Origin of the sequence: Paraburkholderia sp. Ac-20336, assembly GCF_017105025.1 — a bacterium.
Lineage (GTDB): Bacteria > Pseudomonadota > Gammaproteobacteria > Burkholderiales > Burkholderiaceae > Paraburkholderia.
Genome location: NZ_JAAGPS010000104.1, coordinates 1 through 19,941, shown reverse-complemented (window position 1 = coordinate 19,941; position 19,941 = coordinate 1). Strand labels below are relative to the sequence as shown.

At 63.8% G+C, this 19,941-nt stretch carries 20 protein-coding genes; 6 read left to right on the top strand and 14 right to left on the bottom strand.

What is annotated here, in order from left to right; all coding sequences use genetic code 11:
* Positions 1 to 15: 15 nt before the first annotated feature.
* The 3 genes from prfB to GXB81_RS23675 all read left to right on the top strand — a co-directional run bounded on the left by prfB (position 16) and on the right by GXB81_RS23675 (position 3,970).
* Positions 16 to 1,120, top strand: a protein-coding gene (gene prfB / locus GXB81_RS23685; protein ID WP_205990477.1) for a peptide chain release factor 2 whose coding sequence is annotated in 2 segments (ribosomal slippage) — positions 16 to 96 and positions 98 to 1,120 — 1,104 coding nt in all. Because the reading frame shifts where the segments join, the coding sequence is not laid out codon by codon here.
* Between the two features lie 184 nt (positions 1,121 to 1,304).
* Complete coding sequence (lysS, locus tag GXB81_RS23680) at positions 1,305 to 2,846, top strand: lysine--tRNA ligase (RefSeq protein WP_167285569.1); 1,542 nt, start codon at positions 1,305 to 1,307, stop codon at positions 2,844 to 2,846.
* Between the two features lie 398 nt (positions 2,847 to 3,244).
* A complete protein-coding gene (locus tag GXB81_RS23675) occupies positions 3,245 to 3,970 on the top strand; it encodes a glycine zipper 2TM domain-containing protein (RefSeq protein WP_205990476.1) in 726 nt (241 codons plus the stop codon).
* Between the two features lie 162 nt (positions 3,971 to 4,132).
* Here the strand turns inward: GXB81_RS23675 and iscX are convergent, their stop codons facing one another.
* The 10 genes from iscX to GXB81_RS23625 form a co-directional block, all read right to left on the bottom strand.
* On the bottom strand, positions 4,133 to 4,330 hold the full coding sequence (gene iscX, locus GXB81_RS23670) for a Fe-S cluster assembly protein IscX (protein WP_013588918.1): 198 nt from the start codon (positions 4,328 to 4,330) through the stop codon (positions 4,133 to 4,135).
* Positions 4,331 to 4,345: 15 nt separating this feature from the next.
* A complete protein-coding gene (gene fdx, locus GXB81_RS23665; protein ID WP_167049891.1) occupies positions 4,346 to 4,687 on the bottom strand; it encodes an ISC system 2Fe-2S type ferredoxin in 342 nt (113 codons plus the stop codon).
* A 210-nt stretch (positions 4,688 to 4,897) separates the two neighbouring features.
* Entirely contained in the window at positions 4,898 to 6,769 is a 1,872-nt protein-coding gene (gene hscA / locus GXB81_RS23660; RefSeq protein WP_205990475.1) for a Fe-S protein assembly chaperone HscA, read from the bottom strand.
* Positions 6,770 to 6,875: 106 nt separating this feature from the next.
* Entirely contained in the window at positions 6,876 to 7,403 is a 528-nt protein-coding gene (gene hscB, locus GXB81_RS23655) for a Fe-S protein assembly co-chaperone HscB (protein ID WP_167049887.1), read from the bottom strand.
* Positions 7,404 to 7,532: 129 nt separating this feature from the next.
* Positions 7,533 to 7,856 carry an iron-sulfur cluster assembly protein IscA gene (iscA, locus tag GXB81_RS23650; RefSeq protein ID WP_167049885.1) on the bottom strand — a complete coding sequence of 108 codons (324 nt, stop codon included), beginning with the start codon at positions 7,854 to 7,856 and terminating at the stop codon, positions 7,533 to 7,535.
* Between the two features lie 125 nt (positions 7,857 to 7,981).
* The gene (gene iscU / locus GXB81_RS23645; protein ID WP_167049883.1) at positions 7,982 to 8,395 is read right to left on the bottom strand and encodes a Fe-S cluster assembly scaffold IscU; all 414 of its coding nucleotides are present in this window, start codon (positions 8,393 to 8,395) and stop codon (positions 7,982 to 7,984) included.
* 71 nt (positions 8,396 to 8,466) lie between these two features.
* A complete protein-coding gene (locus tag GXB81_RS23640) occupies positions 8,467 to 9,690 on the bottom strand; it encodes an IscS subfamily cysteine desulfurase (protein ID WP_167285565.1) in 1,224 nt (407 codons plus the stop codon).
* A gap of 80 nt (positions 9,691 to 9,770) precedes the next feature.
* A complete protein-coding gene (gene iscR / locus GXB81_RS23635) occupies positions 9,771 to 10,301 on the bottom strand; it encodes a Fe-S cluster assembly transcriptional regulator IscR (protein ID WP_167049879.1) in 531 nt (176 codons plus the stop codon).
* A gap of 189 nt (positions 10,302 to 10,490) precedes the next feature.
* On the bottom strand, positions 10,491 to 10,988 hold the full coding sequence (locus tag GXB81_RS23630; protein ID WP_167049877.1) for a low molecular weight protein-tyrosine-phosphatase: 498 nt from the start codon (positions 10,986 to 10,988) through the stop codon (positions 10,491 to 10,493).
* A gap of 160 nt (positions 10,989 to 11,148) precedes the next feature.
* Positions 11,149 to 11,388 (bottom strand): hypothetical protein, encoded by a 240-nt coding sequence (locus GXB81_RS23625; RefSeq protein ID WP_167049875.1) that lies wholly within the window; start codon positions 11,386 to 11,388, stop codon positions 11,149 to 11,151.
* 277 nt (positions 11,389 to 11,665) lie between these two features.
* Between GXB81_RS23625 and GXB81_RS23620 the strand changes: the two genes are divergently transcribed.
* Entirely contained in the window at positions 11,666 to 12,178 is a 513-nt protein-coding gene (locus tag GXB81_RS23620; RefSeq protein WP_205990474.1) for a hypothetical protein, read from the top strand.
* Positions 12,179 to 12,286: 108 nt separating this feature from the next.
* On the opposite strand, the gene GXB81_RS23615 is transcribed toward GXB81_RS23620, so the two are convergent.
* A complete protein-coding gene (locus GXB81_RS23615) occupies positions 12,287 to 13,702 on the bottom strand; it encodes a lactate utilization protein B (RefSeq protein WP_167285562.1) in 1,416 nt (471 codons plus the stop codon).
* Positions 13,703 to 13,803: 101 nt separating this feature from the next.
* On the bottom strand, positions 13,804 to 14,529 hold the full coding sequence (locus tag GXB81_RS23610; protein ID WP_205990473.1) for a (Fe-S)-binding protein: 726 nt from the start codon (positions 14,527 to 14,529) through the stop codon (positions 13,804 to 13,806).
* 178 nt (positions 14,530 to 14,707) lie between these two features.
* On the opposite strand from GXB81_RS23610, the gene GXB81_RS23605 reads away from it, so the two are divergent.
* Positions 14,708 to 15,520, top strand: a complete 813-nt coding sequence (locus tag GXB81_RS23605; RefSeq protein ID WP_167285560.1) for an IclR family transcriptional regulator — start codon at positions 14,708 to 14,710, stop codon at positions 15,518 to 15,520.
* Between the two features lie 151 nt (positions 15,521 to 15,671).
* Here the strand turns inward: GXB81_RS23605 and pbpG are convergent, their stop codons facing one another.
* Positions 15,672 to 16,874, bottom strand: a complete 1,203-nt coding sequence (gene pbpG / locus GXB81_RS23600; protein ID WP_205990472.1) for a D-alanyl-D-alanine endopeptidase — start codon at positions 16,872 to 16,874, stop codon at positions 15,672 to 15,674.
* A 769-nt stretch (positions 16,875 to 17,643) separates the two neighbouring features.
* Between pbpG and GXB81_RS23595 the strand changes: the two genes are divergently transcribed.
* Complete coding sequence (locus GXB81_RS23595; RefSeq protein ID WP_085480624.1) at positions 17,644 to 18,216, top strand: phasin family protein; 573 nt, start codon at positions 17,644 to 17,646, stop codon at positions 18,214 to 18,216.
* A gap of 370 nt (positions 18,217 to 18,586) precedes the next feature.
* Here GXB81_RS23595 and lpdA read toward each other — a convergent pair.
* A partial coding sequence (gene lpdA, locus GXB81_RS23590) for a dihydrolipoyl dehydrogenase (protein ID WP_205990471.1) occupies positions 18,587 to 19,941 on the bottom strand: 1,355 nt, incomplete at its 5' end.

The following is a 19,941-nucleotide window of genomic DNA, read 5'->3' as shown; positions in this document are numbered from 1 at the left end:
CTATAAAAGATCGACATGGAAGCGGAACGTCTCAACGCGATCGAAGCCTCTCTGGCCGACCTGCGCAAGCGCGCGGACGACCTACGGGGGTATCTTTGACTACGACGACAAAGCACTGCGTCTAATCGAAGTCAACCGCGAACTCGAAGACCCGGACGTCTGGAACGACTCGAAGCACGCCCAGGCACTCGGTAAGGAAAAGAAGCTGCTCGACGACACGGTCGGCAAGCTCACGTCGATCACGAACGACGTGCACGACGCCCAGGACCTGTTCGAGATGGCGCGCGAGGAAGGCGACGACGACACGCTCGCCGCCTGCGAGGGCGATGCCCAGGCCATCGAGGCGCGCGTCGCCGACATGGAATTTCGCCGGATGTTCGCGAACCCGGCTGACCCCAACAACGCGTTTCTCGACATCCAGGCCGGCGCCGGCGGTACCGAGGCGTGCGACTGGGCTTCGATGCTGCTGCGCCAGTATCTGCGCTACTGCGAGCGCAAGGGCTTCAAGACCGAGGTGCTCGAACAGACCGAAGGCGACGTCGCCGGCATCAAGAACGCGACGATCAAGATCGAAGGCGAATACGCCTACGGCTTCCTGCGCACCGAAACCGGCGTGCACCGGCTCGTGCGCAAGTCGCCGTTCGACTCGTCGGGCGGCCGCCATACGTCGTTCTCGTCGGTGTTCGTGTACCCGGAAATCGACGACTCGATCGAAGTCGACATCAACCCGGCCGATCTGCGCATCGACACGTATCGCGCCTCGGGCGCGGGCGGTCAGCACATCAACAAGACCGACTCCGCGGTGCGGATCACGCACATGCCGTCGGGCATCGTCGTGCAATGCCAGAACGACCGCTCGCAGCACCGCAACCGCGCCGAAGCGATGGCGATGCTGAAATCGCGCCTGTACGAAGCGGAAATCCGCAAGCGTCAGGCCGAGCAGGACAAGCTCGAAGCCGGCAAGACCGATGTGGGCTGGGGTCATCAGATCCGCTCGTACGTGCTCGACAACAGCCGCATCAAGGATTTGCGCACCAACGTCGAAATCAGCAACACGAAGAGCGTGCTCGACGGCGACCTCGATCCGTTCATCAGCGCGAGCCTGAAACAGGGCGTCTAAGCGCGGGCGGCATGGCATGGCATGGCCTGCGCCGCTGGCTCGCCGCCGGCCTGCGGTCCCCGATTGCCGTCTTTGCTCGCAGTCCGTTTGCTTGCCCCGTTTTCCCAGTACCGCCTGAGGTTTTTACACTGACTGGCCTCCCGCGCGGAGCACTCCGCCGCGGGCCACCGAACACCACATCATCATGACCGAACCGACCCAGCCTAATTCGGCCCAGCCGAACACCGCGCCCGAGGTGGACGACAACAAGATCATTGCCGAGCGCCGCGAAAAGCTGCGCGAACTGCGTGAGCACGGCGTCGCCTATCCGAACGACTTCCGCCCCACCCATCACGCCGACGACCTGCAGCGGCAGTACGAGCACAGCGACAAGGACGCGCTCGAAGCGAATCCGCTCGAAGTCGCGATCGCCGGGCGCATGATGCTCAAGCGTGTGATGGGCAAGGCGAGCTTCGCGACCGTGCGCGACGGCTCGGGTCAGATCCAGTTCTTCATCACGCCGGCCGACGTCGGCCAGGAGACCTACGACGCGTTCAAGAAGTGGGACATGGGCGACATCGTCGCCGCGCGCGGCGTGCTGTTCCGCACCAACAAGGGCGAGCTGTCGGTGCGCTGCACGGAGCTGCGTCTGCTGTCGAAGTCGCTGCGTCCTCTGCCCGACAAATTCCACGGTCTCGCCGACCAGGAAATGAAGTACCGCCAGCGCTACGTCGATCTGATCGTCACGCCGGAAACGCGCAAGACCTTCATCGCGCGCACCAGGGCGATTTCGTCGATCCGCAAGTACATGGCCGATGCGAACTTCATGGAAGTCGAAACGCCGATGCTGCACCCGATTCCGGGCGGCGCGGCGGCCAAGCCGTTCTCGACGCACCACAACGCGCTCGACATGCAGATGTTCCTGCGCATCGCGCCCGAGCTGTATCTGAAGCGGCTCGTGGTCGGCGGCTTCGAGCGCGTGTTCGAGATCAACCGTAATTTCCGCAACGAGGGCGTCTCCGTGCGCCACAACCCGGAATTCACGATGATCGAGTTCTACGCGGCCTACACCGACTACACGTGGCTGATGGACTTCACCGAACGCCTGATCCGCCAGGCCGCGATCGACGCGCTCGGCACGGCCACGATCACGTATCAGGGCCGCGAGCTCGATCTGAGCAAGCCGTTTCATCGGCTCACGATCACGCAGGCGATCCAGAAATACGCGCCTCAATACACGAGCGAGCAACTCGCCGACAGCGCGTTCCTGCGCACCGAGCTGAAGAAGTTCGGCGTCGACGCGTCGCAGCCGCAGTTCCTCAATGCGGGCGTCGGCGCGCTGCAACTGGCGCTGTTCGAAGAGACCGCCGAGTCGCAACTGTGGGAGCCGACCTACATCATCGACTACCCGATCGAGGTGTCGCCGCTCGCGCGCGCGTCGGACAAGGTGGAAGGCATCACCGAGCGTTTCGAGCTGTTCATCACCGGCCGCGAGATCGCCAACGGCTTCTCGGAACTGAACGATCCGGAAGACCAGGCCGCGCGCTTCAGGAAGCAGGTCGACCAGAAAGACGCCGGCGACGAGGAAGCGATGTACTACGACGCCGACTACATCCGCGCGCTCGAATACGGCATGCCGCCGACCGGCGGCTGCGGTATCGGCATCGACCGTCTCGTGATGATGCTGACGGACAGCCCGAGCATCCGCGACGTGATCCTGTTCCCGCATCTGCGCCGCGAGGACTGATCGCCGTTGCGGGTTGCGGGTCGTTGCCGTTCGTGGCATGCGACCCGCGCAGACGTCTCCGAAAACGCCCGGCCCTGCCGGGCGTTTTGTATTACTCACTCGCATCCGCTCGCAAGGAAACGGGACCGTTTTCTGCTACGGATGGTTTGTAACCAGTGGTAAAAGCTGCGCGATGCCGCCCCGGCAGTTCGGGCGAGGCCGGTTTTCGAAACTTGCGCAGCCCAAGGCCCGCCGTGCGCCAGCCACTTGCCCTCGCGCGCTGCCCGCGCCGCCCGGGTTACAAATTGAAACGCCGCCTCGAGCGAATTGCCTGACACTCGATCTCATCAAGCGCAGCAACGAAAGCACCCGAGAGCGAGCATCAAGAAAAACCGGCTCTGTCAGAAACGGAGGCCAATATGGACAACCCCACTCAACCGACGCAACCGCGTCGTCTTCATCCGCTGATTGCGACCGCCGCGGGCGCGGTGCTCGTCGCAAGTCTGGTCGCCACGGCGGCGATTACCGGCGTATTCCCGAAAGCGTCGAGCAACGGCGCGCAGAGCGATCAGACGCAAGCCGCGCAGGTCACGGCACAAGCTCAACAGCAGGCGCAACAGGACGCGCAGCAGCCGGGTATCGTCGATTCGGCGGCGCCAGTCGACGCGCCGGCTCAACGACAAGCGCCTCAGGCCGCACAGATCCCGCAGCCTGTGCCGGCCGTCCCGGCACAGCAGCCGCAATATGCGCAGCCGCAGCAGGCGCAGGCCGCGCCACAGTACGCCCAGCAGCCGGCGCCGCAGCCCGCCTATTGCTCGACCTGCGGCACGGTCGTCGCAATTTCGGCCGTTCGTCATGAGGGCCATGGCACCGGGATCGGCGCGGTCGGCGGCGCGGTGGCCGGCGGCGTGATCGGCAACCAGTTCGGCGCCGGCGGCGGCCGCGCCGCGATGACGGTGCTCGGCGCGCTCGGTGGCGGGTTCGCGGGCAACTCCGTCGAAAAGCATCTGCGCAGCTCGACCGCGTATTCGGTGCGCGTGCGGATGGAGAACGGCAAGACGCGCTACTTCACGTATCACGAAGCGCCGCCGTTCCAGCAAGGTCAACGCGTGCGGATCGAAAACGGCGCGCTGGTCGCGGGCTGATGGCCGCAGCCAGGGTTCGAGGCTATTTTTCCGCCGCGGCAACGAAAAAGGCGATTCCGACTGGAATCGCCTTTTTCGGCTAATCGCAACATCATCGCCACAGTGCACGGAAGCGGGTACGGAACCGCGCCCCCTCACAAGCACTTAACGCATTCAACGCGCTCAATAATCCGCGTCTTCGATCCATGCCGCCTGGATCGCCTCGAGAATCTTTTCGTTCGAACGGTTCGGATCGTCGTCGAAGCCTTCGAGCTCGGTCACCCAGCGGTGCAGATCGGTGAAGCGCACCTGCTGAGGATCGACGTCCTGGTGCTTGTCCGTCAGGGCCATCGCGATGTCTTGCGTATCGGTCCACTTCATGGCTGCGTCCTCCTGTTAGTGGTTTTCCTTCGCGTGATTGATCGAGTAACGCGGAATTTCGACGACCAGATCCTGCTCGTCCGGCACGATCGCCTGGCACGACAGACGCGAAGCCGGTTCGAGCCCCCACGCCTTGTCCAGCAGATCGTCCTCGTCTTCCTCGGACGGCGTCAAGGCGGCGAAACCCTCACGCACGATCACGTGACAGGTCGTGCACGCGCAGGACTTCTCGCACGCGTGCTCGATTTCGATGCCGTGATCGAGCAGGTTGTCGCAGATGCTCTTGCCGGGAACGGCGTCGATCACGGCGCCATCCGGACACAGTTCGACGTGAGGCAGCACAACGATTTGAGGCATACAGTTTCCGTTTGGGTCTGAGGCACGGTGGCTGCCAGCGATGCCGTACAGGCTCCGTGCCATTCTACTGGCGCCTTGCGGACTTTTTAAGTCCGCAAGGCGCGCTTCGGTTGTTCCAGTCGCCCGAGGATGGTTCCACGGGACTTCGCGGGTGCGGCGCATGACGGGCTCGCCCGCCGCGTGCCGCCATTCACACCGCTCACGCCGCGCTCAGATCTCGTCGAGCTTGCGACCCGACAGTGCGCGGCGGATGCCCTTGTTCATGCGGCGCGCGGCGAATTCGTCCGTGCCTTCGGCGAGCGCCTTGGTGGCCGCTTCGACCGCATTCACGTCGTCGCTTTGCGCGACGTTGCGCAAGGCGGCGAGCAGCGCGTCGAGCGCCGCACGTTCGCTGTCGTCGAGCAGTTCGGCGTCGGCGGCAAGCGCCGCGTCGGTCGCCTCGACAAGACGCTGCGCTTCGACCTGCGCCTCGCGCAACGCGCGCGCGCGCATGTCGACCTCGGCGGTCGAGAAGCTGTCTTCGAGCATGCGCGCGATGTCGTCATCGGCGAGACCGTAGGATGGCTTGACCACGACCGATGCCTCCACGCCCGAGGTCTGCTCGCGCGCGAACACGGACAGGAGGCCGTCCGCATCGACCTGATACGTGACGCGAATGCGCGCCGCACCGGCCGCCATCGGCGGGATGCCGCGCAATTCGAAGCGCGCGAGCGAGCGGCAGTCGCTCACGAGTTCGCGCTCGCCCTGCACGATGTGAATCGCCATCGCGGTCTGTCCGTCCTTGAAGGTCGTGAAATCCTGCGCTCGCGCGACCGGAATCGTCGAGTTGCGCGGGATGATCTTCTCGGTCAGGCCGCCCATCGTCTCGACGCCGAGCGACAGCGGAATCACGTCGAGCAGCAGCCACTCGTCGCCTTCCGCGCCGCGATTGCCGGCCAGCAGATCGGCCTGGATCGCCGCGCCGAGCGCGACGACCTGGTCCGGGTCGAGATTGACGAGCGGCGGCTGGCCGAAGAACGCTTCGACCGCGCGGCGGATCACCGGCATGCGCGTCGCGCCGCCGACCAGCACGACGCCCTTGATGTCTTTCGTCGCAACCTTCGCGTCGCGCAGCGCCTTCTTCGTCGGACCGAAGGTGCGCTGAACCAGCTCCTGCGTGATCGTCTCGAAGATGGCCTCGTCGATCGTCAGATCGAGCGCGGTGCCGTTCGCAAGCGTTGCCTTGAGGCTGGCCTTGGGCGCGCTCGACAACGCCTCCTTGGCGTCGCGCACGCCGTCGAGCAGCAGACGCACGTCCTGCGGCGCGAGCGTTTGCGGCGCGATGCCCGCCTGCGCGAGCACGTGGCGATAGAGCGCGTGGTCGAAATCGTCGCCGCCGAGCGCGGAATCGCCGCCGGCCGCGAGCACTTCGAACACGCCTTTCGTGAGCTTGAGGATCGACAGGTCGAAGGTGCCGCCGCCGAGGTCGTACACGGCGTAGAGGCCTTCGGAGCCGTTGTCGAGACCATAGGCGATCGCGGCCGCGGTCGGCTCGTTGAGCAGCCGCAGCACGTTCAGGCCCGCGAGACGCGCGGCGTCCTTGGTGGCCTGGCGCTGCGCGTCGTCGAAATACGCGGGCACCGTGATGACCGCGCCGACCAGCTCGTCGCCGAGCGTGTCTTCGGCGCGCTGGCGCAGCGTCGCGAGAATTTCGGCCGACACTTCGACCGGACTCTTCACTCCGTCGACGGTGCGGATCTGCACCATGCCGGGTGCGTCGACGAAATCGTATGGCGCGTTTTCGGCGCCCTCCACTTCCGCTTTGCCGCGGCCCATGAAGCGCTTGACCGAGACGATCGTGTTGCGCGGATCGCTCGCCGCCTCGGCCTTCGCCTTGCGGCCGATGCGACGGCCGCCCTGTTCGAGATAGCGCACCACCGAGGGCAGCAGCGCATGCCCGTCTTCGTCGGGCAGCACATCGGGCACGCCGCTGCGCACAGCGGCGACGAGGGAGTTGGTGGTGCCGAGATCGATACCGACTGCGAGACGCCGCTGGTGGGGCGCCGGCGCCATGCCGGGTTCGGAGATTTGCAGTAAGGCCATCTGGATCTTCTCGGGGACGTGGTGCCCCGTCCTGAATTTCGCGTTGCTGGGGTGTGATACCGCGGCTCGCGGCCGCTCTGGTTTTTCTGTGGTGCGCGAAACCGCGCTATCCCTCGAGCCGCTCGATCTGCGCGCCGATTTCCGACGCGACGCGCTCGATGAACATCAACTGCCGCACGGCTTCGCCCGCCGCCTGATTGGCGCCGCTGTCGAGCGACGCGCCGAGCTTGTCGAGGCGCCGGCGCTCTTCGTCGCGCAGCTCGGCGAGCAGCGCGTCGAGCGCGTCGACGTTCTTCGCCGCGGCCGCGTCCTCGATGTTCTCGCGCCATTCCATCTGCTGCATCAGGAAGGCCGGCTCCATCGCCGTGTTGTTCTCCGCGCCGACGTCGATGCCGCGCAGCGACAGCAGATAAGTCGCGCGCTTAAGCGGATCACGCAGCGTCTGATACGCCTCGTTCGTGCGGGTCGCCCATTGCATGGCGATGCGCTTTTGCGCGTCGCCGGCCGCCGCGAAGCGGTCCGGATGCACCTGCGCCTGCACGGTGCGATACGCGTGATCGAGCGCGGCGGCATCGAGCGCGAATTGCGCGGGCAGATCGAACAGGTCGAAGTGGCTGTCGTTCAGCGAGGCCATCGGATTAAAAGTCCGTTGATGAAAGCGCACCGGAGTGCGATCTGAAAACACGCTCGGGAAGTACGCGGATCAAACTAAAAAGGCGGCCCGCGCCGCCTTTCATCCGCTGCACGCGGAAAACCGCCGAACCTACACGCGGAACGACTCGCCGCAACCGCATTCGTCCTTCACGTTCGGGTTGTTGAACCTGAAGCCTTCGTTCAGCCCTTCGCGCGCGAAGTCGAGTTCGGTGCCGTCGATATAGGCGAGGCTCTTCGGGTCGACCACGACCTTCACGCCGCTCGTCTCGAACACCTGATCTTCGGGCGCGAGTTCGTCCACGTACTCGAGCTTGTAGGCGAGGCCCGAGCAACCGGTCGTGCGCACGCCGACGCGCAACCCGATGCCCTTACCGCGCCGGATCAGATACTTCTGGACGTGCTGTGCTGCCTTTTCGGTCAACGTAATTGCCATAGCGTTTCTCAATTGCGCAATGCGTGCGCGACGCGGGTGCCGCGCCGCGCGCACCGTGTGTCAGGCGCGCATGCAACGCGCGCCTGACACACGGTGACTCAGCGGTTCAACGACTCTCGCGAGACTCAGGCAGCCTTGCCGTCTTCGGCAACCGCTGCTTCGCCGTGACGCTGCTTGTAGTCGGCGACCGCGGCCTTGATCGCGTCTTCCGCGAGGATCGAGCAGTGGATCTTCACCGGCGGCAGCGCCAGTTCTTCGGCGATCTGCGTGTTCTTGATCGACATGGCCTGATCGAGCGTCTTGCCCTTCACCCATTCGGTGACGAGCGAGCTCGATGCGATTGCCGAGCCGCAGCCGTAGGTCTTGAACTTCGCGTCTTCGATGATGCCGTCCGCGCCGACGCGGATCTGCAGCTTCATTACGTCGCCGCAGGCCGGCGCGCCGACCATGCCGGTACCGACCGCGTCGTCGTCCTTCGCGAAGGAACCGACGTTGCGCGGGTTTTCGTAGTGGTCGAGGACCTTGTCGCTATAAGCCATGATTACACTCCTTGATTCGTTTCAACCTGCAATCCGATGAACGGGGTATCCCACATCGCCCAACTGGCGCGTCAATGCGCGGCCCATTGAATGGTCGACAGATCGATCCCGTCCTTGTGCATTTCCCACAGCGGCGACAGGTCGCGCAGCTTGGAAATCTTCGTCTTCAGCAGGTTGATCACGTAGTCGACATCCTGCTCGGTCGTGAAGCGGCCCACCGTGAAGCGGATCGAGCTGTGCGCGAGTTCGTCGTTGCGGCCGAGCGCGCGCAGCACATACGACGGTTCCAGCGAAGCCGACGTGCACGCCGAACCCGACGACACCGCGACGTCCTTCACCGCCATAATCAGCGATTCGCCTTCGACGAAATTGAAGCTGATGTTCAGGTTGTGCGCGATACGCTTTTCCATGTCGCCGTTCACATACACTTCCTCGATTTCCGAGAGGCCTTTCAGCAGCCGGTCGCGCAGCATGCGCACGCGCTCGTTTTCGGTCGCCATCTCTTCGCGCGCGAGACGGAACGCCTCGCCCATGCCGACGATCTGGTGCGGCGCGAGCGTGCCCGAGCGCATGCCGCGCTCGTGGCCGCCGCCGTGGATCTGCGCCTCGATGCGCACGCGCGGCTTGCGGCGCACGTAGAGCGCGCCGATGCCCTTCGGGCCGTACGTCTTGTGCGCCGAGAACGACATCAGATCGATCTTGAGCTTTTGCAGGTCGATCTCGATCTTGCCGGTGGCCTGCGCCGCGTCGACGTGGAAAATGATGCCCTTCTCGCGCGTGATCTCGCCGATCGCCTCGACGTCCTGGACCACGCCGATCTCGTTGTTCACCGACATCACCGAGACGAGAATCGTGTCCGGGCGCAGCGCGGCCTTGAACACGTCGAGGTCGATCAGACCGTCGGGCTTCACGTCCAGATACGTGACTTCGAAGCCTTCGCGCTCGAGTTCGCGGCAGGTGTCGAGCACGGCCTTGTGCTCGGTCTTCACCGTGATGATGTGCTTGCCCTTGCTCTTGTAGAAGTGCGCGGCACCCTTGATCGCGAGGTTGTCCGACTCCGTCGCGCCCGAGGTCCAGATGATCTCGCGCGGGTCGGCGTTCACGAGCGCGGCGACCTGCTCGCGCGCTTCCTCGACCGCACGCTCCGCGTCCCAGCCGTACGAGTGGCTGCGCGATGCCGGGTTGCCAAACTGCTCGCGCAGATACGGAATCATCTTGTCCACGACGCGCGGATCGATCGGCGTCGTGGCGCTGTAGTCCATGTAAATGGGCAGATGGAGAGAGTCGTTGTTCATCAATTGCTCCGGGGACGTCATGTGCTCTGGCTTCTGGGTTCTCTATGGGACGGCGGGTGTCGTATTTCGCTGCCGCGCCTTCAGGAACCGGCCATGTTGAAAACGGAATTAGGCCCTTTCGGCGCCACGCGGACCGGCTCGACCGCCGGCGCATCGGTACGCCTGTCGCGCAGCACCGCCGGCGCGCCTTCGCGCGAGCGCTGCTGGTCGACCAGATCCTTCAGCGAAACCGAATCGAGGTACTCGACCATTTTCTGGTTCAGCGTCGACCACAGCTCATGCGTCATGCAATGGCCGTCGTGCTGCTTGGTGCCTTCGCACGTGCCCTTGCCGCCGCACTGGGTGGCGTCGAGCGGTTCGTCGACCGCGATGATGATGTCGGCCACCGTGACGTTTTCGGCACGGCGCGCGAGATTGTAGCCGCCGCCCGGCCCGCGCACGGACTCGACGATTTCGTGACGGCGCAGCTTGCCAAACAGCTGCTCGAGATAAGACAGGGAGATGTGCTGGCGCTGGCTGATACCCGCAAGCGTCACCGGGCCCTGCTCCTGGCGCAACGCCAGGTCGATCATCGCCGTGACGGCGAAACGGCCTTTCGTGGTGAGTCTCATATGATGTGGGAACCGCGATTCTCGACAAGTTTTGTCAAGTATAAATACATGAGCGATTTAGTCAAGTATGGCTGACGCGATTTGTGTCGTTTGCTTAATTGAGCGACGTATTTTTTGCCGCCCGGTGCGGTCTTTGCCGGCTTGCGCCAAGGTGCGCGGCGGGCGCTGCCCGACTTACGCTGGCAATTCCTAGGCGAGCAGTTGCGGGCGCAGCGCGGCGATCAAGCCGCGGCAGGCCGCCTCGCACTGATCGAGCACCTGCTCGAAACCTGCCGCGCCACCGAAGTAGGGATCGACGACTTCGCGCGCGCCGGCCCAGCGGCTCTCGGTCTGCGGCACGAATTCCAGCAGCAGACGGATTTTGTCGCGCTGCGCCGGGGGACAAAGCTGATGCAGCGCGGCGACGTTGCGCTCGTCCATGGCGATCAGCAGATCGAAGCGCTCGAAGTCCGCGACCGTGATCTGCCGGCCGCGCAATGTCGCCAACTCGTAGCCACGCTGGCGCGCTGCCTGCTGAGCGCGTTCGTCGGGCGCCTCGCCGATATGCCAGTCGCCGGTGCCGGCCGAGTCGACCAGGATCCGGTCCGCGAGCTTCATTTCGTCGACGAGGTGACGCATCACGCCTTCCGCCGTCGGCGAACGGCAGATATTGCCGAGACAAACGAAACACACGGACACAGTTTTCATCTGCGGATATTCAAGTGCGACGGCGCCACGCGCGGGGCCGATAGCGTTGAGCAAATTGCGTCGCGATTATACAAACCTCGACACAATCGCGCCGGGCGTGATACGCGCCATGCAAGCCATGCGCCCTGCTGCGAGCCGCAGCGCTTGCGACGGTGCGCGCTTACGATGCCTCGGAGAGCGGTATCGCCGTCGCGGCAGGCACAGGCTTGACCGGCAACGCCGACGCAGCGTCGATCATGCCGTACGAAACCGCGCGCGCGAGTTCCGCCGTCAGGTGGTTCGCATCGAGCGGAGACTGCGACGCACGCGAGGCGGCATTGCTGCAAATGTGCAGATAGGCGAGCGCGGCGAGAGACACAACAATGACGAGGGGCCAGTACACCGATATTGTCTTTTTCATGATGTCGTTTTCCGATTAAGGGACACATGGGCTCGTGACCCACTATTCCCAGCCCAAATGCTATAGAAATTCACAATCGGGAAAAACCGGATCTGGCGAGATAGATCGTTGCTTGAAATAGAACAGTCAGTTGCTGGTTCTTTCGCCCCACGATCGAACATAAAGGCATGAAAAAGAAGACCTTACAAATACATACAAAGCTCGCGTGACAGGCGGCGATAATACGGGTCTCATTCTTACATCAGCATTTCCTGGTACCTTGCACGTGATCCAACCAATGAAACGTCTTGCACCTCTCGCCGGCCTCGTGGCAGCCGCCCTGCTCGGCGGCTGCGCGGTCTATCCGGACGGCACGCCGATGTACGGCAACGGATACGGCTATAGCGGCTACGAAGGCTATGACGGCTACGCGCCCGGCGCAGCCGTCGTGCCGCAAACCAATGTCTACATGGGATATGGCAATTACCCGGGACCGGAACGCTACTATGGGCCGGGCCCGGGCTATCACGGATATCCGGACCGAGGCCGACCGAACGACAACGACTGGCACCATGGCGATCGTGGCGACCATGGTGGCGGCCCGGGCCAGCCGCACGGCGGACCTCCGCCGCAAGGCGCGGCTGGCGGCCCCCGCGGACCAGGTGGATGGAATGGCCCCCGTCCGGGCGCGGGCGGCCCGCCGCCGGGGCAACCGCAAGCCCAGCAGCAAGGCGGCAACGGCGGCGGACATGGCGGCGGCTCGTGGAGCAGAAACTCCCCGCGTCACTCCGGGCAGATGAACGACCACTGAAGGTCAGGCCGGCGGCTGGCGCTTATGCGCGCCAGCGCCGCCGCAACGGCTGAACGGCCAGAACAGAACAAGCGTCAGGCAGACTCCCGGCCCATCACGACAGCCCGCTCAGCCGATATGGCTGCGCTGCGCCGCATACAACTCCCTGAACGTACGTCCCACCGGCGCCGGCATATCGCGCGTATCGGTCCAGCCCGCGCCGCCGAGCGGCAGTTTGGCAATCGAGCGCTTGCGTCCACCCATGCGTTCGAGCACGCGCACCGCAAGCCTGGTGACGAGCGCATAGACATCGGGATGCAACGCCAGCCAACCCCACACGGCCAGCCCCGCGCGCTCCTTCCACGGCCGCAGACGCCGCTCCGTCTGTTTCTCGCGCAACTTGCGCAACAGGTCGGAGAGCGGAATGCCGACCGGGCACACGCTATTGCACTCCCCGCATAGCGTCGCCGCCTGCGGCAAATCGAGCGCCTTGTCGATGCCGACATAGCTCGGCGTCAATACCGAGCCCATCGGCCCCGGATAGACCCAGCCATAGGCATGGCCGCCGACCTTCTGATAAACCGGGCAATGGTTCATGCACGCCCCGCAGCGGATGCAGCGGAGCATCTCCTGAAAGTCGCCGCCGATGAGCCCCGTGCGCCCGCCGTCGACAAGCACCACGTACATATGCTCGGGCCCGTCCTGATCGCCTGCTCCGCGCGGCCCCGTCAGCATCGAAAAATAGTTCGACGTGGTTTGCCCCGTCGCCGAGCGCGGCAGCAGACGCATCGCGGTCGCCAGGTCTTCGAGCGTCGGCAGCACTTTTTCGATACCGGTGACGGCCACATGGACGCGCGGCATCACCGTGCACATGCCTTCGTTGCCCTCGTTCGTGACGACGACGACCGAGCCCGTTTCGGCGACGATAAAGTTGCCGCCCGTCACGCCCATGTCCGCGCTCAGGAAGTGCGGGCGCAGCATCTCGCGCGCTTCGCGCGTCATGTCGGGAATCTCGGTCAGACGCGGGCGGCCGTGCGTTTTCGCGAACAGGTCGGCGATCTCGTCCTTATCCTTGTGGACGACCGGCGCGATGATGTGGCTCGGCGGCTCGTTGTCGTTGATCTGCAGGATGTATTCGCCGAGATCGGTTTCGATCGACTGCACGCCCATCTGCCCGAGCACTTCGTTCAGGCGCATTTCTTCTGTGACCATCGACTTGGTCTTGATCACCTTCTTCACGTCATGCTGGCGCGCGATATCTCCGACGAGCCGCGCGGCCTCCTGCGTCGTCTCGGCGAACAGCACCGTCACGCCGCGGCGGGCCGCCTCGCGCTCGAAGGTTTCGAGCCACACGTCGAGATTATCGAGCGCGCGATTGCGGCGCTCCTTGAGCGCGGCGCGGGTCGAGGAAAAGTCGATCTCGGTCATCGCGCTGGCGCGCGCCGACACGAACTTCGTGGACAGCTTGGTCAGGTTCTGCTGCAGGCGCTGGTCGGCAAGTTTCTGACCGGCGCGAGCCTTGAACTGCATCGATTGAACTTGCATGGCAGCCTTGGACGGAATCGGAGCGAGGCGCACGCCTCAAACACGCGCGCCAAAAAGAAGCGTAAGCGGCACATGGCGGGCGGCGCGCCGCGGCCCGCGGCTCATTGCACGTCGCCGGCCAGCACCTGCGCGATATGTAGCACGCGCGTCGTCGAATCCCCGTTGCGACGCAGGCGCCCTTCGATATTGAGCATGCAGCCGAGGTCGCCTAGCACCACGGTGCCTGCGCCGCTCGCGGCGATGTTCGCGCATTTTTCGTCGACGATCGCCGTCGAGATGTCGCCGTACTTGACCGCGAAGGTGCCGCCGAAGCCGCAGCAATGTTCGCAGCCCGGCATCTCCGTCACCGCGACGCCCACCTGCGCGAGCAGCTCGCGCGGCTGCGCTTTCACGCCGAGTTCGCGCAGGCCCGAGCACGAGTCGTGATAGGTCACCCGCCCCTCGAACCGGCCCGGCTGCAACTGCACCTTCGCCACGTTGACGAGAAAATCGGTCAGCTCGAACACCTTCGCACGCAGCCGGCCGAAGCGGTTCATCAGTTCGGGATCGTCGCCGAACAGGTCGCCGTAGTGCGCGCGAATCATGCCGCCGCACGAGCCCGACGGCACCACCACGTAGTCGAACTGCTCGAATTCGCGCAGGGTCTTCTCGGCGAGATCGCGCGCGAGACGGCGGTCGCCCGAGTTATACGCGGGCTGGCCGCAGCAGGTTTGCGCGGGCGGCACCGCGACCTCGAAACCGGCGCCTTCGATCAGCTTGATGACCGAAAAACCGATTTCGGGACGCATCAGGTCGATCAGACAGGTGACGAACAATCCGACTCGCATGGACCCTCCTTCGGGGAAACGTCCCTGATTATCCGCTGTTTGCCGTGCAACACCAACGGCCAGAAAGCATAGGACGCGGCGCGCGGCGGATTCGAGGAGCGCTTCGAAGCGCGTTCGCTTTTTTCACCATACGAGATACAATCGGCTTTCGCTGTTTGACGCATCTACCGATTCTCATATGAGCGATACGAACCCGGATCCCAAAACTTCGATCCAGGTGATCGAACGCATGATGCGCCTGCTCGATGCACTCGCGGCGCATAGCGACCCGGTCAGCCTGAAAGAACTCGCCATCCGCACGGAGCTGCACCCGTCCACGGCGCACCGCATCCTGAACGACATGGTGATGTGCCGCCTCGTCGACCGGTCGGACCCCGGCACCTACCGCCTCGGCATGCGCCTGCTCGAACTGGGTAATCTGGTGAAGGCGCGCCTCTCGGTGCGCGACGCGGCGCTCACGCCGATGCGCGAACTGCATCGGCAGACCGGGCAGACCGTGAATCTGTCGGTGCGTCAGGGCGACGAGATCGTCTATATCGAGCGTGCGTATTCGGAACGTTCGGGCATGCAGGTGGTGCGGGCCATCGGCGGACGCGCGCCGCTGCATCTGACCTCGGTCGGCAAGCTGTTCCTCGCCGCCGACGAAGCGACCCGCGTGCGCGCGTATGCCACGCGTACCGGCCTCTCCGGCCATACGCAGAACAGCATCACCGATCTGGCGAAACTCGAACGCGAGTTGTCGCATGTGCGCCAGCAGGCCTGCGCGCGCGATAACGAGGAGCTGGAGCTCGGCGTGCGCTGCATCGCAGCCGGCATTTACGACGATACCGGCAAGCTCGTCGCGGGGCTGTCGCTATCGGCGCCGGCGGATCGCCTGCAGGACTCGTGGCTCGGGCAACTGAGTCAGACCGCACTGATGATTTCGGAAGCGCTGGGTTATCGGCCGCACCCGCAGCAGGGTCATTCGCACTCGCACGGCCAGCATACGTAGCGGGAGTCGACGAAACGCAGCCGCGCCGTCCGCGGCACCTTTCCCGGCGCCATGCAAAAAGCCTCGCATTCGCGAGGCTTTTTTCTTGCAGGATCACCGCTACCGGTACGCGCTGCCGGTCCGAAAACCGGCTACGGCAATCGTTCAGACATCAGATACCCGAACCGCCGGCATCGGCGCTCGTAATGCGCGGCTGCTCGCCGCCGCCGTTGTCGATCCACGTGCGCAGACGTGCCGCGTCCGCGAAACGCGAGTATTTGCCCGACGAGTCGAGCAGTACCATCACCATCGGACGGCCATGAATGGTCGCCTGCATCACGAGGCACTCACCCGCCTCGTTGATGAAACCGGTCTTCTGCAGACCGATGTCCCACGTCGGGTTGCGCACGAGCGCGTTCGTGCTGTTGTAGGCGAGCGTGCGCTTGCCCGTGTACACCTCGTAGCTGTGATCGGTCGAGAACTTGCGGATCAGCGGGTACTGATACGCCGCGTTGACCATCTTCACGAGATCGCGCGCGGTCGACACATTCATGCTCGTCAGGCCGGTCGGGCTCTCGAAATGCGTGTCGGTCATGCCGAGCTGCTTCGCCTTCGCGTTCATCGCGGCGAGGAACGCCAGGCGGCCGCCCGGGTAATAGCGCGACAGCGCGGCCGCGGCACGGTTTTCCGACGCCATCAGCGCGATATGCAGCATGTCTTCGCGCGACAGCACCGAGCCCACCGACAGACGCGAGCCGGTGTTCTTCACGTAGTCGCGGTCTTCGTCGGTGACTTCGATCTGATCGGTCATCGGCTCTTTCGAATCGAGCACGACCATCGCGGTCATCAGCTTGCTGATCGATGCGATCGGCACAACGGCCCGCGAGTTCTTGTCGAAGAGCGGCTCGCCGCTATTCTGGTCGATCACGTAGGCGACGCTCGAGCGCAGCATCAGCGCGTCGGGCGTTTCGTGCAGACCGAAAGCCTGCCCGACCGAAGGCGAACGCGGCTCATACGCGACGCGCCGCACGGCCGAGTGATGGCGGCCGTTCGCCGCGAACGTCACGCGCTTGCGGTGCGCGCCCGCGCGCGGTGCTTCGTCCTCGGCGGCAGCCGCCTTGACGACCGCACCCTTGCCTGCCTTGACCGAGCGGCTCGACACCTTCGCGGTGGCGGCTGCCGGGGCCGGCTTTTTGGCGGTTTTAGCCGTTTTGACGTGTTTGGAAGTTTTTGCGGTTGCGGCAGTCGTAGCTGCAAAAGTGTTGACAGGCGCGGCAAACGCCGTTGCGACGGCCAGGGAGACGGCCACCGACAGAGCGGTGCTGCGCGCCGCGCCGTGGATCACTTTCAGCGACGAAAACATGTCGGTTTTCATGGGTGTTCGATAGGGAGCGGCGAGAGGTTTCCGCAAGTGTAGTAAAGCAACGAAAAATTAGCAATTTGAAGCACTTATACGCGCTCCTTAAACCGGCTTGTAAGCTCCGATCGCGAAAACGCAAATAAGTGCCGCGACTCGATCGAAAAAAACGATCATCGCTAGCCATGTCCCGCCATTGCGGCCATGCGCAAGAATCGAGGAGATTCTTGCAGCATAACGACAATTTCGAGACAACCTTGATCCGGGGAAATACGGTCAGGCATCGGCACGTACCGCAGCGCCGTGCCGCGAGGGCGTTGTGGCTTGGCGACAGATATTTCTTAAGCATCTGCCGAAGCCGACAACGCGCGTTCGACTGTCATGAACGCTTAACGTTCCGTAGCAGTTTGTGGTTTACATCGAACGCAATTTTGCCGGTTTTTGCGGGCGCATGCTCGCTCCCCCACCAGCATCGTCACCGGCCGCAGGAAAAATAATTCCGCGAAACGAGGGCATGGAGTGCTTTATCTCGCATCGACGCGGTGCAACGATCAAATCATTCTGCGTCACATGTATGACATGCCTACCGCATAACGTATTGTTTTATCAGCACTTTCTTAATATTGTGCGACGCACAAAAAATACTTGACAATCTTTGAAGCGATCTTAAAATGGGAACCATTGCTGCGATGCACAATACATCGCGGTCCAGGCAGACGATCACCTGCGTCTCGCCACTAACCCAATGCGGTCCGCACAGACAGACCGCGATCCAGGAGCGTAAACCATGACTCTGCTGACCCCCGAGCAATTCGCCGCAGCCCAGAAAGCCAATTTCGAAACCCTGTTCGGCCTGACGACCAAAGCATTCGAAGGCGTCGAAAAGCTGGTTGAACTGAACCTGCAAGTCGTGAAGTCGACGCTCGCGGAAAGCCAGGAAAACACCCAGCGCGCGCTGTCAGTGAAGGACGCACAAGAACTGCTGGCCCTGCAAGCGAGCCTCGCGCAGCCGGTGGCTGAAAAGGCGCTGTCGTATGGCCGTCACGTGTACGAAATCGTCTCGGCAACGCAAGGCGAATTCACCCGCGTCGCTGAAGCCCAATTCGAAGAACAAAACCGCAAGGTCCAGGCACTCGTCGAAAACGTTGCGAAGAACGCACCGGCTGGTTCGGAAACCGCTGTCGCCGTGATGAAGTCGGCGATCACCGCTGCCAACACGACGTACGAAACGGTCCACAAGGCAACCCGCCAGGCTGTCGAAATCGCTGAAAGCAACTTCAACGCAGCTGCAACGGCCGCGTCGAAGGCCGCTTCGCAAGCCGCCGCGCAAGCTTCGCGCGCAGCCAAGAAGACGGTCTAAGTTTCACATCCGTCCACGCCCCGCATTCGTCGGGGCGTCGCTTTCACGCCGGCCCAGCGTTCCCGCGCGCCGGCGTTCTTGCAAGCAACAGCGTCGTGCCGTTGCCGCTCACACGGTTTGATTGGCCGAACGCTCCGATACGTTGAAATGACGTATCGTTTGCCCGGTGCAACTGCCGGGATTTTTTTTCCCGCCGTCGCCGCCGGGTGAATGCGGAAAACGATGCATGCGTGCAGTTCGCGCAACGCTTGCGCCCTGCTCTGCCGCATTCCCCAGCCATGAAAAAAAGCGCACTCCGCAAGGAGCGCGCTTTTTTTATTGACCGCTTCGACCCGCCTCGCGCGATCGCGACGAGGCAGGCCGAACCGTCTTACTTCTTCTTCACCGGCGGCAGATCGGTACAGACGCCTTCATACAACTCCGCAGCCATGCCGACCGATTCGCCGAGCGTCGGATGCGGATGGATCGTCTTGCCGATATCCGTCGCGTCCGCGCCCATCTCGATCGCGAGGCACACTTCGCTGATCAGATCGCCCGCATTGAGACCGACGATACCGCCGCCGATCACGCGATGCGTCTCTTCATCGAACAGCAGCTTCGTGAAGCCTTCGTCGCGGCCGTTGGCGATCGCGCGGCCCGACGCGGCCCACGGGAACACCGCCTTGCCGAACTTGACGCCGGCGGCCTTGAGCTGGTCTTCCGTCTTGCCGGCCCATGCCACTTCCGGATCGGTGTAAGCCACCGACGGAATCTGCATCGCGTCGAAGTACGCCTTCTCGCCATGCGCGACCTCAGCTGCCACGTGACCCTCGTGCACCGCCTTGTGCGCGAGCATCGGCTGACCGACGATATCGCCGATCGCGAAGATGTGCGGCACGTTGGTGCGCTGCTGCTGGTCGACTTCGATGAAGCCGCGCTCCGTCACCGCCACGCCGGCCTTCTCCGCGCCGATGCGCTTGCCGTTCGGCGTACGGCCGACGGCCACCAGCACGAGGTCGTAGCGCTGCGGCCCGGCCGGCGCCTTCTCGCCTTCGAACGACACGTAGATGCCGTCGTCCTTCGCCTCGGCGGCGGTGGTCTTGGTCTTCAGCATCACGTTCGCGAAACGCTTGCTGTTGTACTTCTCCCAGACCTTGACGAGATCGCGGTCCGCGCCGGCCATCAGGCCGTCGAGCATTTCGACCACGTCGATCTGCGCGCCGAGCGTCGAGTACACGGTCGCCATTTCCAGACCGATGATGCCGCCGCCGATCACGAGCATGCGCTGCGGAATCTGGCGCAGTTCGAGCGCGCCGGTCGAATCGACCACCCGCGGGTCTTCCGGAATGAACGGCAGCTTCACCGCTTCCGAACCCGCGGCGATGATCGCCTGCCTGAACTTGACGACCTTCTTGCCGCCCTCGGTCTGCACTTCCATGTGGTACGGATCGACGAACGCGCCGGTGCCCGTCACGACTTCGACCTTGCGCGCCTTCGCCATGCCGGCGAGACCGCCGGTCAGCTTCTTGACGACGCCCGACTTGAAGTCGCGCAGCTTGTCGAGATCGATCTGCGGCTTGCCGAACGTGATGCCGTGCGAGGCGAGATCAGCCGCTTCGTCGATGACGAGCGCGGTGTGCAGCAGCGCCTTCGACGGAATGCAGCCGACGTTCAGACACACGCCGCCGAGCGTCGAATAACGCTCGACCAGCACGGTCTTCATACCGAGGTCGGCGGAACGGAACA

Bases quoted from the DNA above. Each gene is read 5' to 3' on its own strand.
- lysS (WP_167285569.1), top strand. From the start codon at position 1,305: ATGACCGAACCGACCCAGCCTAATTCGGCCCAGCCGAACACCGCGCCC.
- GXB81_RS23675 (WP_205990476.1), top strand. From the start codon at position 3,245: ATGGACAACCCCACTCAACCGACGCAACCGCGTCGTCTTCATCCGCTG.
- iscX (WP_013588918.1), bottom strand. From the start codon at position 4,330: ATGAAGTGGACCGATACGCAAGACATCGCGATGGCCCTGACGGACAAG.
- fdx (WP_167049891.1), bottom strand. From the start codon at position 4,687: ATGCCTCAAATCGTTGTGCTGCCTCACGTCGAACTGTGTCCGGATGGC.
- hscA (WP_205990475.1), bottom strand. From the start codon at position 6,769: ATGGCCTTACTGCAAATCTCCGAACCCGGCATGGCGCCGGCGCCCCAC.
- hscB (WP_167049887.1), bottom strand. From the start codon at position 7,403: ATGGCCTCGCTGAACGACAGCCACTTCGACCTGTTCGATCTGCCCGCG.
- iscA (WP_167049885.1), bottom strand. From the start codon at position 7,856: ATGGCAATTACGTTGACCGAAAAGGCAGCACAGCACGTCCAGAAGTAT.
- iscU (WP_167049883.1), bottom strand. From the start codon at position 8,395: ATGGCTTATAGCGACAAGGTCCTCGACCACTACGAAAACCCGCGCAAC.
- GXB81_RS23640 (WP_167285565.1), bottom strand. From the start codon at position 9,690: ATGAACAACGACTCTCTCCATCTGCCCATTTACATGGACTACAGCGCC.
- iscR (WP_167049879.1), bottom strand. From the start codon at position 10,301: ATGAGACTCACCACGAAAGGCCGTTTCGCCGTCACGGCGATGATCGAC.
- GXB81_RS23630 (WP_167049877.1), bottom strand. From the start codon at position 10,988: ATGAAAACTGTGTCCGTGTGTTTCGTTTGTCTCGGCAATATCTGCCGT.
- GXB81_RS23625 (WP_167049875.1), bottom strand. From the start codon at position 11,388: ATGAAAAAGACAATATCGGTGTACTGGCCCCTCGTCATTGTTGTGTCT.
- GXB81_RS23620 (WP_205990474.1), top strand. From the start codon at position 11,666: ATGAAACGTCTTGCACCTCTCGCCGGCCTCGTGGCAGCCGCCCTGCTC.
- GXB81_RS23615 (WP_167285562.1), bottom strand. From the start codon at position 13,702: ATGCAAGTTCAATCGATGCAGTTCAAGGCTCGCGCCGGTCAGAAACTT.
- GXB81_RS23610 (WP_205990473.1), bottom strand. From the start codon at position 14,529: ATGCGAGTCGGATTGTTCGTCACCTGTCTGATCGACCTGATGCGTCCC.
- GXB81_RS23605 (WP_167285560.1), top strand. From the start codon at position 14,708: ATGAGCGATACGAACCCGGATCCCAAAACTTCGATCCAGGTGATCGAA.
- pbpG (WP_205990472.1), bottom strand. From the start codon at position 16,874: ATGAAAACCGACATGTTTTCGTCGCTGAAAGTGATCCACGGCGCGGCG.
- GXB81_RS23595 (WP_085480624.1), top strand. From the start codon at position 17,644: ATGACTCTGCTGACCCCCGAGCAATTCGCCGCAGCCCAGAAAGCCAAT.